The 15,401-nt window shown below is 45.0% G+C and carries 12 protein-coding genes; 6 read left to right on the top strand and 6 right to left on the bottom strand.

Annotated elements, in window-relative coordinates:
* Nucleotides 1–232: 232 nt before the first annotated feature.
* From uvrA to RGE70_RS01690, 4 genes are all read left to right on the top strand, one after another.
* Nucleotides 233–3,073: an excinuclease ABC subunit UvrA gene (gene uvrA, locus RGE70_RS01705; RefSeq protein ID WP_310469833.1), complete on the top strand. Its 2,841-nt coding sequence runs from the start codon at nucleotides 233–235 to the stop codon at nucleotides 3,071–3,073.
* Nucleotides 3,074–3,093: 20 nt separating this feature from the next.
* Nucleotides 3,094–3,435, top strand: coding sequence for a hypothetical protein (locus RGE70_RS01700; RefSeq protein ID WP_310469832.1), 342 nt, complete (start codon nucleotides 3,094–3,096; stop codon nucleotides 3,433–3,435).
* A gap of 228 nt (nucleotides 3,436–3,663) precedes the next feature.
* Complete coding sequence (locus tag RGE70_RS01695) at nucleotides 3,664–4,620, top strand: M28 family peptidase (RefSeq protein ID WP_310469831.1); 957 nt, start codon at nucleotides 3,664–3,666, stop codon at nucleotides 4,618–4,620.
* A gap of 224 nt (nucleotides 4,621–4,844) precedes the next feature.
* Nucleotides 4,845–6,680 (top strand): DEAD/DEAH box helicase, encoded by a 1,836-nt coding sequence (locus tag RGE70_RS01690; RefSeq protein WP_310469830.1) that lies wholly within the window; start codon nucleotides 4,845–4,847, stop codon nucleotides 6,678–6,680.
* A 150-nt stretch (nucleotides 6,681–6,830) separates the two neighbouring features.
* On the opposite strand, the gene RGE70_RS01685 is transcribed toward RGE70_RS01690, so the two are convergent.
* The 4 genes from RGE70_RS01685 to metB form a co-directional block, all read right to left on the bottom strand.
* Nucleotides 6,831–7,076, bottom strand: a complete 246-nt coding sequence (locus RGE70_RS01685) for a cysteine-rich CWC family protein (RefSeq protein ID WP_310469829.1) — start codon at nucleotides 7,074–7,076, stop codon at nucleotides 6,831–6,833.
* Between the two features lie 10 nt (nucleotides 7,077–7,086).
* Nucleotides 7,087–7,464, bottom strand: a complete 378-nt coding sequence (locus tag RGE70_RS01680) for a GFA family protein (protein ID WP_310469828.1) — start codon at nucleotides 7,462–7,464, stop codon at nucleotides 7,087–7,089.
* A 291-nt stretch (nucleotides 7,465–7,755) separates the two neighbouring features.
* Nucleotides 7,756–10,149: a bifunctional aspartate kinase/homoserine dehydrogenase II gene (locus RGE70_RS01675; RefSeq protein ID WP_310469827.1), complete on the bottom strand. Its 2,394-nt coding sequence runs from the start codon at nucleotides 10,147–10,149 to the stop codon at nucleotides 7,756–7,758.
* 16 nt (nucleotides 10,150–10,165) lie between these two features.
* Nucleotides 10,166–11,323 carry a cystathionine gamma-synthase gene (metB, locus tag RGE70_RS01670; protein ID WP_310469826.1) on the bottom strand — a complete coding sequence of 386 codons (1,158 nt, stop codon included), beginning with the start codon at nucleotides 11,321–11,323 and terminating at the stop codon, nucleotides 10,166–10,168.
* Between the two features lie 210 nt (nucleotides 11,324–11,533).
* Here metB and metJ point away from each other — a divergent pair, with 210 nt between their 5' ends.
* Both metJ and RGE70_RS01660 read left to right on the top strand, forming a co-directional pair.
* Nucleotides 11,534–11,848 carry a met regulon transcriptional regulator MetJ gene (metJ, locus tag RGE70_RS01665; RefSeq protein WP_310469825.1) on the top strand — a complete coding sequence of 105 codons (315 nt, stop codon included), beginning with the start codon at nucleotides 11,534–11,536 and terminating at the stop codon, nucleotides 11,846–11,848.
* A 264-nt stretch (nucleotides 11,849–12,112) separates the two neighbouring features.
* Complete coding sequence (locus RGE70_RS01660; RefSeq protein ID WP_310469824.1) at nucleotides 12,113–12,841, top strand: sulfite exporter TauE/SafE family protein; 729 nt, start codon at nucleotides 12,113–12,115, stop codon at nucleotides 12,839–12,841.
* Between the two features lie 18 nt (nucleotides 12,842–12,859).
* Here RGE70_RS01660 and RGE70_RS01655 read toward each other — a convergent pair whose 3' ends face one another.
* Both RGE70_RS01655 and RGE70_RS01650 read right to left on the bottom strand, forming a co-directional pair.
* The gene (locus RGE70_RS01655) at nucleotides 12,860–14,053 is read right to left on the bottom strand and encodes a conjugal transfer protein TraF (RefSeq protein WP_310469823.1); all 1,194 of its coding nucleotides are present in this window, start codon (nucleotides 14,051–14,053) and stop codon (nucleotides 12,860–12,862) included.
* Between the two features lie 397 nt (nucleotides 14,054–14,450).
* Entirely contained in the window at nucleotides 14,451–15,353 is a 903-nt protein-coding gene (locus RGE70_RS01650) for a LysR family transcriptional regulator (protein ID WP_310469822.1), read from the bottom strand.
* Nucleotides 15,354–15,401: the final 48 nt, after the last annotated feature.

Below are 15,401 nucleotides of genomic sequence, written 5' to 3'. Positions count from 1 at the left end.
AAGTCGCGCAGTTTACCACGAAGTTTTTCATTAGCCCAAAAGGAAAAGAAAAAGATGTATCTGTAGTCCAGCTATCGGCGTAAAAAGTAGAATTAACACTTATTGACTCTATTAGTTTTTTACGCAAAACAAAAAGCCATCACCTACAATTGTTCATTCACTATGTCTATTGAACCCGTTAAATGTGTGCGATACTGAACTACTTTTTTCGGCTTTGAGATCTGAACGCTAGATGGAAAATATTGAAGTACGTGGCGCTCGAACCCACAATCTTAAAAACATCAACCTGACCATTCCGCGTAACAAGCTAATTGTTATTACGGGGCTGTCTGGCTCGGGTAAATCTTCTTTAGCTTTTGATACCCTGTATGCTGAGGGGCAGCGTCGCTACGTAGAGTCACTATCTGCTTATGCGCGTCAGTTTTTAAGTTTGATGGAAAAGCCCGATGTTGACCATATTGAAGGCTTAAGCCCTGCGATTTCTATTGAGCAAAAATCCACATCTCATAACCCGCGATCAACCGTGGGGACGATAACCGAAATTTATGATTATTTAAGACTACTGTTTGCCAGGGTTGGTGAGCCTCGTTGTCCGAACCATGGTAAGCCGCTTGCAGCACAAACGGTCAGCCAGATGGTCGACAAAGTGCTCGAAATGCCTGAAGGCAGCCGTCAAATGCTGCTTGCCCCGGTGATTAACGACCGTAAAGGTGAGCATGTAAAACTACTTGAAAGTCTATCGGCGCAAGGCTACATCCGTGCTCGTATTGATGGCGAAGTCTGCGATTTAACCGATCCACCAGAGCTTGACCTACACGTAAAACACACCATCGAAGTGGTGGTTGATCGCTTTAAAGTACGTGATGACATTAAGCAACGCTTGGCAGAGTCGTTTGAAACTGCAATCGAGCTGTCTGGCGGCATTGCTAAAGTTACCAGTATGGATCCGGTTGAGGGTAAAGCGAAACCTGAAGAACATGTTTATTCTGCCAACTTTGCTTGCCCGATTTGTGGCTATTCAATGGCCGAACTTGAGCCACGCATATTTTCATTCAACAATCCTGCCGGCGCCTGCCAAACGTGTGATGGTTTAGGGATCCAGCAATTTTTTGATCCTGAAAAAGTCATTACGAATGCTGAACTGTCACTGGCTGGCGGCGCGATTCGAGGCTGGGACAGACGTAACTTTTATTATTTCCAAATGCTGAGTTCTTTAGCTGAGCATTATAAATTTGATATTGAAAAACCGTTTGAGCAACTGACAGACAAAATTAAAAAAATTGTCTTTTACGGTTCAGGCTCGCAAAGCATTGCATTTAAATACATCAATGACCGTGGCGATGTTGTGGTTCGAAATCATCCTTTCGAGGGGATTTTAAACAATATGGATCGACGTTTTCGTGAAACTGAATCCAACGCGGTTCAAGACGAGTTAGCGAAGTTTATTAACACACAGCCGTGCCAAAGTTGTGGCGGTTCTCGCCTACGCGAAGAAGCGCGTAACGTATTTATTAATGAGCTCAATTTACCTATTCTCACCCAATGGTCGATTGGCGAAGCCTTAGATTATTTTGACAACCTTGAGTTAACGGGTCAGCGCGGACAAATTGCAGAAAAAATCCTTAAAGAGGTACGCGACCGTTTAGGCTTCCTGGTCAATGTTGGCCTTAATTACTTGAGCCTTTCTCGTTCAGCCGACACTTTGTCGGGCGGTGAAGCACAGCGCATTCGTTTAGCGAGCCAAATTGGTGCCGGACTCGTTGGTGTAATGTATGTTCTTGATGAGCCTTCAATTGGCTTACATCAGCGTGATAATGAACGCTTACTGCAAACGCTCATACATCTGCGAGATTTAGGTAATACCGTGATTGTGGTTGAGCATGACGAAGACGCGATTCGAATGGCAGACCATGTCATTGATATCGGCCCTGGAGCCGGCGTACATGGTGGACAAGTTATCGGCGAAGGTACTTTGCAAGACTTGTTAGATTGCAAAGCATCGATTACCGGCCAGTATTTATCAGGTGAAAAGCAGATCCATATTTCAACTGAGCGCACAGATTATGACCCCAAAAAACTTATTGAGCTTTTTGGTGCGTCAGGTAATAACTTAAAAGATGTTGATTTACAAATCCCTGTCGGCCTATTTACCTGTATTACAGGTGTATCAGGTTCAGGTAAATCTACGTTGATCAACGACACTTTTTACAAAATTGCCCACATACAGCTTAATGGTGCCAAGGTTGATGAACCCTCGCCCTACAAAAGCGTCGTTGGGATGGACCATTGCGATAAAGTGGTTGATATTGATCAAAGCCCTATTGGTCGTACTCCGCGCTCAAACCCTGCAACCTATACGGGTATTTTCACACCAATACGTGAAATATTCGCCGCTACCGAAGAGTCGCGTACTCGTGGTTACTCGCCCGGACGTTTCTCCTTTAATGTTAAAGGTGGCCGCTGTGAAGCGTGCCAAGGTGACGGACTCATTAAAGTTGAGATGCACTTTTTACCCGACGTTTATGTGCCGTGTGATGACTGTAAAGGTCAACGCTATAACCGTGAAACCTTAGATGTTCGCTTTAAGGGAAAAAATATTCACGAAGTACTGCAAATGACGGTTGAAGAAGCAAGACCCTTCTTTGATGCCATTCCAGCGGTATCGCGCAAACTACAAACTCTAATGGATGTTGGTTTGTCATATGTCCGTCTTGGCCAAAGCGCTACCACGCTTTCAGGCGGTGAGGCGCAACGTGTTAAACTGGCAAAAGAGCTTTCTAAACGCGATACAGGTAAAACGCTGTACATACTCGATGAGCCCACCACTGGATTACATTTTGCAGACATCCAATTACTGCTCGATGTTTTGCATCGTTTAAAGTCTCATGGCAATACGATTGTGGTTATTGAACATAACTTAGATGTGATTAAAACTGCTGACTGGATTATTGACATGGGCCCAGAAGGCGGCTCAGGAGGCGGCACGATTTTAGTCGCTGGAACGCCTGAAACTGTGGCAGAGAATACTCAATCTCATACCGCACGCTTTTTAAAGCCATTACTTACTAAATAAACAAGAGCCAACACAGTTTAATGCCAATCAATATTTTATTAACCTCAGGCTTAGTGTTTACACTAGGCCTGCTTTTTCTAACGGTTATCGACCCTTTGTGGGGGCAATCCAAATCAGCTAAAGCACGCGTAGTAAGCAGCAATGATTTAACCAGCATTATCGCACTACCTAACGGCACAATAGGGCGCATTAAAGTTGGTAACCTAACGCAGGACTCCCGCGTTATGGTGGGAGTAAAACAACGTTTGTTCAGCGGCAGTAATGAGTATCAGTTTCAATTTACCTTGCTACCAACCGAAGCATTACAGCCCGAAACCCAAATCGCAGCACAACCTTATATGCACATACAGGCAAGCGACTAAAAAATAGTCGCTACAACACCGTATTAGAGGTAGGCTAAGCAGATACTTTGGCTTAGCCTGTGCTAAACAGCTTTAAACTAGTTTTAACATCCAAAGAGTACCGAATCTGTGATGGATTAAATTCAAATGACTATAACGACCATTTAATGCTTTCTGCTAGCTAGCTTACTGTAAGCTGTAGCCAGTGTTTTACATGGTTTTTTAGGCATCAATGAGCTAAGGAATAGCATGCGGATTATATTAGTCATTCTGATTAGTGCCAGCCTTGTCGCGTGCAGCAGCCCCCCATATTGCGCAAAAAAACCACACTCTAATTGGGTCAACTTACCTCAACTATCAGCCGATATACATAAGCTTGCTTCAGATGAATTTTCTGGCCGGAAAACTAACTCAGCAGGAGCGGCTTTAACCCGAAGCTACCTCATCAACCGCTTTCAACAAATTGGTATCGCGCCATGGCTCGGGACTTTTCAGCACGAGTTTCAATATTCGGTATCATTTGCAAACAACAAAGGAGTCAATATTGCTGGTGTAGTGTTAGCACCACAACCGACTCAGCAATGGCGCATCATCACGGCGCACTACGACCACCTTGGTAGCAAAGGCTCACGCATTTTTCATGGCGCAGACGACAACGCATCAGGTGTTGCCGCGCTATTACAAATTGCCCAACAAGCAGTTGCTCAACCCCGTTTAGTCAATATACTGTTTGTAGCGACCGATGCCGAAGAGGCAGGTTTGCATGGTGCCTACGCCCTGGTCGGTAAGTTCAAAAGTAATCACACTGAGCCTCAAATAGAACAGATAGAGCTCGCCATCAACTTAGATATGATTGGTCGACCAACCACCCGTAAAGCCATCTATATTGAAGGGACAAGACACTTCGAGTCATATGAGCAATTACAGCAATCAATGACCGCAATAAATCAACTTTGCATTCGCACTCGACAACCAAGATCATTCGATGGCAGCGTCATCAGCAGTCCTGTTTTACAGGCGTCTGACCATTACCCAATGCATAAAGCAGGCATCCCATGGCTTTACTTTGGAGTACCTGCGCATCGCGATTATCATAAGCCCAGCGATACAGCTGAAAAAATAGAGATCAACTTTGTTGCCGCTGTCGCTGAATCGGCTTACCAACTACTCATTATTAATAGCTTACTACTCAAAAACACCCTATAAATGCACTTGAGAGTTGCATTTAAGTTTAGCTAAGTTACTAACTGGCCTACTAATTGCTTAGAAATTACTTAAAATCACCATTTTGAAATGGTAATACCAATTACACCCTGCTATACTATGTTGCTTACTGAACGTTTTCGGTGCGGGAAGTCGACACGGGGTTGATTTTCTGTCTTTACACATCGGTGCTCCAAGCACTCTGCTATTCCACAAGGCTACAACCCATGTCATCCATAGAAAAAACTTTCCGCGAACTCGGTCTATCCGAGTCTTTGTTGCGTGCTCTTGATGAGCTCGGTTACGAAAAACCAACTCCAATTCAAGCTGCAAGTATCGACCCACTAATGGCCGGTAAAGATATTTTAGGTCAAGCGCAAACTGGTACTGGTAAAACAGGCGCATTTGCACTGCCTTTACTTAACAGCATTGACCCAAGCACTAACTTACCACAAATTTTGGTACTAGCTCCAACACGTGAACTAGCCGTACAGGTTGCTGAAGCATTCGGTAGCTACGCTAAATTCATGAAAGGTTTACACGTTCTGCCTATTTACGGCGGACAAAGCATGCAACAGCAATTAAATGCTTTGCGTCGTGGACCACAAATTATTGTTGGTACTCCTGGCCGAGTAATGGACCACATGCGCCGTGGCACACTTAAGCTAGAGTCACTAAAAGCAATGGTGCTTGATGAAGCTGATGAAATGCTAAAAATGGGTTTCATCGATGATATCGAGTGGATCCTTGAGCATACACCTAAGCAACGTCAACTTGCGCTTTTCTCAGCAACTATGCCTGAGCAAATTAAGCGAGTAGCGAACAAATACTTAACTACACCTGTACACGTTAAAATTGCAACTACAACTACAACTGTAGAAACCATTGAGCAACGTTTTGTACAAGTGTCACAGCACAACAAACTAGAAGCACTTGTACGTGTTCTAGAAGTAGAGAAGACTGAAGGTATTATCATCTTCGTTCGAACTCGTAACAGTTGTGTTGAGCTAGCTGAAAAGTTAGAAGCCCGTGGTTACGCTTCATCACCACTACACGGTGATATGAATCAACAAGCGCGTGAACGTGCCGTTGACCAGTTAAAACGTGGCAAACTTGATATTATTATCGCTACTGACGTCGCGGCCCGTGGTCTTGACGTTGAGCGTATCGGACACGTAGTTAACTTCGATATCCCATATGATACAGAAGCTTACGTACACCGTATTGGCCGTACAGGTCGTGCTGGCCGTACTGGTATGGCGATTCTTTTCGTTACACACAGAGAAATGCGTATGCTACGCACTATCGAACGTGCAACTAAGAGCCGTATCTCGCCAATGGACATCCCTAGCCCAGAGACTGTGGCAGAACGCCGTCTATCTCGCCTAGGTGAGCAAGTTTCAGAAGTAATTGCTAAAGATTCTTTAGACTTCATGAAAGGCGCCGTTGCTAAATTATGTCAAGAGCTAGAAGTTGATACTGACATTCTTGCTGCTGCATTATTACAACAAGTTCAAAAAGATCGCCCACTACAGTTACCGTCAATTCACGAACGTCAACGTGACTCACGTGATGACCGTAACTCTCGAGACCGTGCACCTCGTGAACGTGGTGATCGTCCACGCAGAGAATCTCGTCCAACTGCAGCAACAATTGGTTCAGCAGATGCACTTAAAGATAATCCAGATGTTAAAATGTGTCGTTACATCATCGATGTAGGTCGCGACAATGGTGTTGGTGTTGGTAATATCGTTGGTGCAGTCGCTAACGAAGCAAACATTGATAGCCGTTACATTGGTCAAATCCAATTATTTGACAGCGTAACAGCCATTGATTTACCAGACGGAATGCCAAAAGATGTACTAGCACACCTACAAAAAGTACGTGTATGCGGTCGTCCACTTAACATCCGTGAAGCCTCTGCAGAGCAGTTCGACAACTTGCCTGGTGGCGATAGCCGTCCAGCTCGTCGTCCACGTCGCTCTTCTGGTGACCGCCGTCCTTCTGGCGACCGTCGTCCTTCTGGTGACAGAAAGCCGCATCGCAAAGGTCCTGCTGAGTAATATCGCAGAAGTAAAGGAAACATGATCAGTGGCTACACCGTAGCTACTGACATTGATATCCCAATAAAAAAGGAGCCTAGGGCTCCTTTTTTATTGGCTAATTTAAGTTAGAAACAACACTGTTAGGCATCATCTCTACTGCTTCCATGCTTAATCTACTTGGATAAAAAGCTGGCTATCTTCCAATTGTTTCAACTGCTGAATACAGGCCTGACACAAGCAAGCCTTGCTGTTAAGCAGCGCTGTAGAGCCTGCGGCAGCTTTGCCACTATCTAATATCGTTTTGGAGGGAAATGCTTGGGTACGACACCAGCATTGCTCAATGCTTTGCCCTTGCAATACTGAACAACCGTTTTGTAACTGGCATCGTGGACAGACTGAAGCATCACTTTTCATTATATTCTCTTTACTCTACAACGCAGTCGGCCGGATGATTAATACCATCAACCATTGCGACCTGCGTTAACTCATTAGGATTAACACCTTCAATACAGCCCACATTTATCCCAAACTGTTTTGGGTTAGAGCGACGTTGATGGTGGGTGTATATACCGCAAGTACGGCAAAAGTAATGTTTAGCGGTCGCGGTATTAAATTGATAGACTTTTAACGCATCTTTACCCGCTACAACCTTTAGCCCGTCTAGGCTGGCTGAGGTGACAATAGTACCGCGGCGCCGGCACATTGAGCAATCACAACGCCTTAAATCTGCCAGCCCCATCGGTAAATTAAGTACAAGCTTAACCGCACCGCAATGACAACTTGCAGCATGTGTTTGTTGCATCACAATCTCCTTGTGCTTTTACGCTCTGTTATGCCGCCAACATAGCGACAACTGATAAACCAAACCTTAGCATGAAAAAGCTAACCGCTGCTCAGCGCCATAGACGCGCTTCACACGACGCCAGCCATAAACTCAGCTAGGTCAGCGTAAAATGATTATTGAGCCACTATAGGCCAATTGAAGCTGCTTAACGGGCAAGTAATGACAACTCACTAAGGCGATAAACAAAAAATGCATGCCAACGTCATGGCATGCATTTGATTTATGGAGGTAATATTTACTAAAGAGTTATTACTCTTGCAGTAGATCTCGGCAAATATGGGCCAAGTCTGACTGCACTGCTGCAGCTGTAACTTGCTTACCAGCACCAGGGCCACGAATAATCAGTGGGTTGTCTTGGTAAAATTCGCTGCGTATAACAAAGACATTATCACCCGGCGTTAAGTTAGCATAAGGGTGGCTGGTATCTACCCATTGCAAACTCACCTCTGCCGCTAGCTTACCGTCAATGTGGTCTAACGCCGCCACATACCTAAGCACTTTATCTTGCTCTGCAGCGGTCGAGTATTGCTGCAGCATATCAGCGTCGAGTTCGTTAATGCGCGATAAAAACTGCTCTAACGGCAACGCTGCAAGGTGCTCCGGCACCAGTGACTTTAAACTGATATCTTCTAGCTCAATTTCAAGGCCAATCTCTCGAGCGAGTATAAGCAGCTTACGCTGCATATCTCGGCCCGATAAGTCGTCACGCGGGTCGGGCTCAGTGATCCCAAGCTCTCGCGCTTCAATCACCAGCTCAGAAAACGGCTTAACGGCGTCATAATGCTCAAACAGCCAACATAATGTACCTGAGAAGATACCACCGATAGCTTCAATGCTATCACCACTGTTGTGCAAATCATTTATTGCATGCTGTACCGGTAACCCCGCGCCACAGCTGGCGTTATAACGCCAAAACAAACGGCGGTTACCTAACTGTAATTTAAGCTCGCGGTAAAAAGGCAACGGCCCAGAGCCTGCAATTTTATTGGCACTAACTACGTGTATACCACGGGCAAAAAACTCTGGGTATTGCGCTGCAAGATCTGCACTGGCACTAATATCCAATGCGACAACTTCGTCACACTCAAGCGACTGCACTTCATCAAATAGGTGGCTATATTGCCAAGGCGATGCATGTTGCTCAAAATCAGTTTGCCAAGTATCAAGCTTAATACCAGCGTTACTAATTAAAGCGTTACGCGAACTCACCAAACCGACTAAATCAACGCTAGCTTCAAGCTCTATATTTAAAGCCGTTCTAGCACGGTTAAATAACGCTATCCAAGCTTCGCCGATATTGCCAACACCCAATAACAAAACACCAATACGCTTTCGCGGGCCGGCGCATCGACGATGCACCTTTTGAGTCAGTAGATTAACTTCCGACAACGGCACTAACGTGACTAAGCTCATACCATCATTAAATAGTGGTCGTGCATTTCGGCTTAATAATCTTGCAAAGCCTCGGTGGTATAAATCAGCATCGGCGCTCACTAATGCTACCAAGCCAAGATCGTCCCGCACGTTGATCTCGCAAATACCCAAGAGTTGACTATTTTCTTCAAGTAACGCTTGCACCTTTGACTGGTTTTCTAAGGTCACCGTTAGCTCATAACGTTGATGAGCCAACGTCCAATGAGCCAGTGGGTACAAACCAATATCAGCCAGTAATGTCAGTAGCTGTGAAAAAGCACCGTTCAACTTAATATTAAATAGTGAAATGCTACCTAAGTTGGTCACAACTGGCGCACTGGCAGAAGAACTTTTAGGTGCAATCAGCGTAAAGTCAGTATGCGAAGCATAGCTTGAGCGAACCGCGAGGCTGACTTCAGTATCAAACAATGGTTGTAGGGTACGATTATGCAACACTGGCGAACCTAAATGCGCTAGCCGATTTGCTTCTGCTAACGACAAACTACTTAATAATTTAGCATCGTTAATTTTATTAGGGTCAGCATTAAACACCCCTTCTACATCGGTCCAAATTGTCACCCGCTCAATATCGGCAAGGCTGGCAATTAAAGTGGCGCTAAAGTCTGAACCATTACGCCCGAGCAGCAAAGTATCGCCATTGTCATTAGCGCAGATAAAACCGGTAATGATAAGGCGTTCATTTGGGTGATTTGCAATAAGCTGCTGTACTCTTTGGCGTGAGGCTTGCAGCCGAATTTGCGGCACAGCTCCTTCATCAGCGATGAGTAAGGTGCGCGCGTCAACATCCGATGCAGCAACGCCTGACTCGCGCAATAACGCAGCCAATAAGCGCGACGACCAACGCTCGCCAAAACTAACCACTTGACTGCTTTGGTAATCGTTTATCGCACTTAACGACAACAAGCTGATCAGCTGAGCTTTGTCGTTTGACAAACGCTCTCTGAGTGAGCGAGCTTGCTCGTTTGATAACAGCTGTTCAATCAGCTTTTGCTGAAAACTAATCAATGTTTGCAGCTCTTCTTGCCACAGTTGCTCAGTGGTACTCAACTCAAGCAAACGGTACAAAAAGTTAGTGCTCTTTCCTGCTGCAGAAACCACGACTAAGTCATCACTATGGCCATGAGTCAGGAGAATATGTGCAACGCGACGATAGCAGTCTGCGTCAGCTAAGCTGGAGCCACCAAATTTATGTAAGTGACAACGTACCATCTAAAACCCCTTTAAATTAAACAATCGCTGCGTTAAGTGCAGCTTCAATATCGGCAACCAGATCCGCGGCATCTTCTATTCCGACAGAAAGACGAACGAGGGTATCTTTAATTCCGGCCTCTGCCCGCGCTGCAGGCTCCATAGCTCTATGCGTCATGGTTGCAGGAACTGCCACTAGACTTTCTACTCCTCCGAGGCTTTCCGCAAGCGAAAAATAATGAAGGTTTTTTAAGAAAGCGACCAGCTCTTTTTCGCCGCCTTTTAGTTCAAAGCTCAACATCGCTCCAAAGCCTTTTTGCTGCTTGGCTGCAATGTCATGCCCAAGATGGTCCGCGAGGCCGGGGTAGTAAACTTTATCAACCGCAGCATGCTGAGTCAGAACCTCAAGGAGCTGCTTGGTATTAGCCTCATGCTGACGAACCCTGACCGCCAGAGTGCGAATACCGCGTAATGTTAGGTAACTATCAAATGCCCCTGCCGTTAAACCAAGGGTGTTTGACCACCAATGTAATAATTCGCCCAGCTCAGCATCTTTGGCAACCACTGCGCCGCCAACAACATCGCTATGGCCATTAATATATTTAGTGGTCGAATGCATCACAATGTCGGCGCCAAGTAATAACGGCTGCTGCAACATGGGCGACAAAAATGTGTTATCAACCACAACCAACGCACCAACGTCATGACCCGCAAGGCTGATTGCTGCAATATCAACAACCCGCAATAGTGGATTTGACGGTGTTTCTAGCCATATCATTTTAGGCTTTTTAGCGATAGCAGCAGTTAATGCACTGGCATTAGTTTGGTCAACAACTTCAAGTTTGAACTGACCCTTTTTAGCCAAGTTGGTAAATAAACGATAACTACCGCCGTAACAGTCGTGGGGAACGATTAACAGATCATCGGGCCCTAGCAGGCTGGTAACAAGTGTTATGGCAGCCATTCCTGTGCAGGTAACAATGCCAGTACTGCCTTGCTCTAATTGAGCAATAGCATTGCCTAAAAGGGAGCGAGTTGGATTGCCTGAACGGCTATAATCAAAGTCTCTTGGGTTTTGGTGGCCATCAAAAGAATAATTCGTCGAAAGATAGATTGGCGGCACGACTGCACCGTGCTGTGTATCGGACTCTATCCCTTGCCGAACAACATCAGTGGCTATTTTACACTTAGTCATGTACTACTCCTCTTTCTAGATATTCTTATAAAGGATGTCTGGACGTCTAAATTTACCTAAGCAATCACCACTCGTCAACCTATTTAGCCGTTTAGACGTCCAAGCATATAGAAATCTATTTGCTTTTATCAAAAAAGAGAGGCTATCATTTGACTGCACTGCATAAGGGGTTAAAATCTGCCCCGCATTTTAAAATTTACAGGTGAGTCAATGACTGAGTGGAACGGCGATTATATCAGCCCCTATGCTGAACACGGAAAAAAGAATGAGCAAGTAAAAAAGATTACTGTCTCTATTCCTTTAAAAGTACTCAAGGTGCTTACCGATGAGCGTACACGTCGCCAAGTGAACAACTTACGTCACGCTACCAATAGCGAGCTACTGTGCGAAGCATTTTTACACGCTTATACTGGCCAACCACTGCCAAATGATGAAGATTTATCAAAAGATAAGCCTGATAGTATGCCTGCTGAAGTTAAACGCTTAATGGACGACATGGGCATTGAGTGGGAAGAACTCGAGTAAACTCAACCCCATCACATACAAGGATCGCTCAGCGGTCCTTGTTTGTTTTTAGCGATTTAAAAGTGACACCGCTGCAAGAATAAGCCTGCACTCTTGCTTGTGATAAACAAACGCTAACCTCACCATTGAGTTCTCGTTTACAGCGTCTTTTCGCGGTATCATAACGAACTCACTGTGCGGTGTAAGGCGTCGTATACGTCATACTCATCCGCGGAACAACCGCAAGAATAAAGCTGTGATAGCTCAATAGTCGTAGGTAGTAACATGTTAGAGCCAAGCACACTCATTCTCGCTTCTGTCATTATTTTTTGCGGGGCCGTCACGCAAAGTCTTATTGGCTTTGGGTTAGCTGTTATCGCCAGCCCACTGTTTTATATTATTGAACCTTCACTTGTCCCGGTTCCTGTTATTATCATGGGCTTTTCAATTGCATCATTAACCCTTTATCGAGAGCAATCTCAGCTTGAGCTTAGTGGGCTTAAATATGCGTTAATCGGTCGTTTACCCGGCGGGATTATTGGATCGCTCCTTATTTTGTTAGCTCCTCAAGCTGTTCTCGGCCTGGCAATAGCAAGTATTGTGGCGCTGTCGGTATTGCTCACAGCGCTAAAATGTAGCATTCCAATTAACCGCACAAACTTATTTATTGCTGGCACGATCTCAGGAATGTTCAGCAACATTGCAGCTATCGGTGGGCCACCTATGGCCATACTACTGTCAGGTAAAGATCCAGCGCAGTTTAGGGCAGCGCTGTCGGCGTTCTTTTTTGTCAGTGCGATTATCGCATTGATTATTTTAGGATTATCTGGCTTGGTTCACCTTGAGCACTTATGGGTGTCATTGATGTTGCTGCCCTCAGCGCTATTAGGTTATGTGGTTGCAGGCCGTTTAGTTGGTAGAATAAATAAACAAAAAACCACCGTATTAACGCTGGTTTTATGTAGTGGTTGTGCGCTTCTTTTAGCGGTCAAGTCCATCATTGAGCTCTGTTAACCGCTTATATTCATGGCACTAAAAGTGATATGACGTTTGCAAAACACCACCAATCGCTTCGTCACTGCCAAACATACCGGTAAAATCTAAGAAGAAAGACTCTCCAAAAGAAAACCCTGATCCAATAGAGTAAATGTTAGCGGTTGAGTCTTTCATGTCGTAGCGGTAACCCACTCGAAGTGACATCCAATCAAACGCACGAACCTCTCCTCCTACGCGCCAGTATTGGCTGCCATCAAACTCTTGGAACTTCTTGTTTTCAAGTAAATCAACATCGGTGGTCACGGTTAGCACTCTCCAGTCGTAAGCCACCCCAGCAGTCACCAATGGTTCAACACTGTACGTAAGCTGTTCACCATCGACCTCGATGGTGTCGACGTCTTTACTAATTAGGTTTCGGCCTGACACACCAATGACTAAGCCGTTAACCGGTTCAATGGCAAGCCCAACATCAACATTGAAATGAGTTTCATCGTTACGGTATTGGCTGTCGTTAAAGTCGCTGGCTGAAAAGTTGTTGGCATTGGCTGAGTAATTATAGGTATCGATTCGTTGCAGTTTAGGAGATATACCTACCGAAATCGGCATATTCACAATCGAGAGCGGAAAGCTAAGCGCCACACCTAAATCAGATACAGCCCCTGCAACAACTTGTCCACTTGAGGCTAGATCGTTCACAGCAGGAGGGTTGTAGACATCGATATTTTCAAGCGTATCAATATCGGACTGCGCAATATTGGCCATACCCACGGCGTTAACATAACTTTTGTAAAAAACAGCTAGCGGCATTCTTTGGTTCGCAATAGCGATACTCACGCCCAACCCACCGCTGGCGTATGCAGTAGCCCCTTTGAGCGACTGTAAATCTGTCACGAGGTCATTGCGGTAAGCGTCAATACCAACACTATTACCGGCATTAATAGCACTGGCCAAACCGTCGTAGGAGTCGATAACTGAGTCAAATTTATCAATCATGTTATCACTATCAGCCATATCAATACCGAGTGCAGGTATTAACAAAACGGCAGCGTTATCTTGGTGTGCATTCAAGCCGAGTAAGGCTGGGTTAACAAAGGCTGCGCCCTCTTTATTAGACGCGGCCACACCTGCACCACCCATCGCATCGCTGCGGGCTTCGTAATACTCTTGGCCTGAATAGGCACTAAAGCTGGTGAGCAGCGCGCATGCTATCGCAAGTTGAGATATTTTCATCCATTCCACCCTTTTTATATCCTTAACGATTAACACCGATACGGTCTAAATCGAAAAAAGGTTGTAAACTTTTGCACTCATCGTCACTAAAACCAGCTGATGCATAACAATAAAGCGCTATCATGCATTGCGACTAAAAAAGACCATGGGTTGGCTTGAATAATTTTAAGCCAAAAAATTCACTCTCGAATCAAAATATCACCGTTAACGCCAAATTTTTTTCAGTGCTGATATAAAGTACTTTCATAGTATTATAAATACGATAGCGCAAACTTTGATCCATACAATAAAACTGACCACAAAAGCCACCAATGCTCCGTTATAATTTACTATAAATTCAACCGCAAAAATCGATTAGACCGAACGGCACGCAAGGCTGATCGCCATGCTGAATCAGTCAGTTAAAATAGTCATTAAAGTGGCTGGTCGTAAAGCCTATAAATTCACGTAGCCTAGCTGGCTGAAACTTATCTTTGTTATACAGCAAGTACAGCGGCGTATCGGGAATAACCCACTCGTCAAACACATGTACTAATTCGCCACGGCTTAACTCGTCAACACAATACAATTGAGGTAAGCGCACAATTCCATGCCCTGCTAAAGCACTACTCTTTATTACTCGGCCATTTTTACAGCGCAATTTTCCCGTTATCGCGACCTCAGCTTTTAGCTGTGCATCAGCGTTATGCAGAAAGCTCCAATGGTTAATACTGCCAATAATGCAGTTGTGATCATGCAACTCTTTAGGGTGTACAGGCTGACCTTTGTGCTCAAGATAACGAGGTGCTGCTAAGGTGCAGTTTTTAATATCAATCAACTTACGCGCGATTAAACCTGAGTCTTCGAGCTCGCCCATGCGAAAAACCAGATCAAAATGATCCAACACTAGATCTACCCGTTGACTGCTAAAGTCGAGATTGATGCTGATATTAGGGTGAGTGCCAATAAAGTCATTAACCAAGCGAGTAACGATCTCTTCGCCAATATAGCCTCCAACACAGTTGATATTAATCGTGCCCTGCAGGTTTTGCGCGTTATCAACCGTTTTAGCTACCGCTTGCTCCATCACATCCAGCGCATGCTGGCAGCGCTCATAAAAAAATTCACCTTGGTCGGTGAGCCTTTGCGCCCGAGTGGTACGAGTAATGAGCGTAACCCCTAAGTAAGCTTCCAACTGGGTGAGCTGCTTAGAAAGGTGCGAACGCGAACACGCGAGTTTCTCTGCCGCCAAGGTAAAACTTCCCAGCTCTGCAATCACGGTAAATGCCCTAACATCGGCTAAATTTAAATCTTGGTACATTCGATTCACTCAACAATTTTAAGTAATACAAACCACATTAGGCGTCAT

The sequence above is a fragment of the Shewanella youngdeokensis genome (genome assembly GCF_033180165.1).
Taxonomy (GTDB): domain Bacteria; phylum Pseudomonadota; class Gammaproteobacteria; order Enterobacterales; family Shewanellaceae; genus Shewanella; species Shewanella youngdeokensis.
The sequence above is the reverse complement of the archived record's forward strand: the minus strand, read 5'-3'. Positions and strand labels throughout refer to the sequence as shown.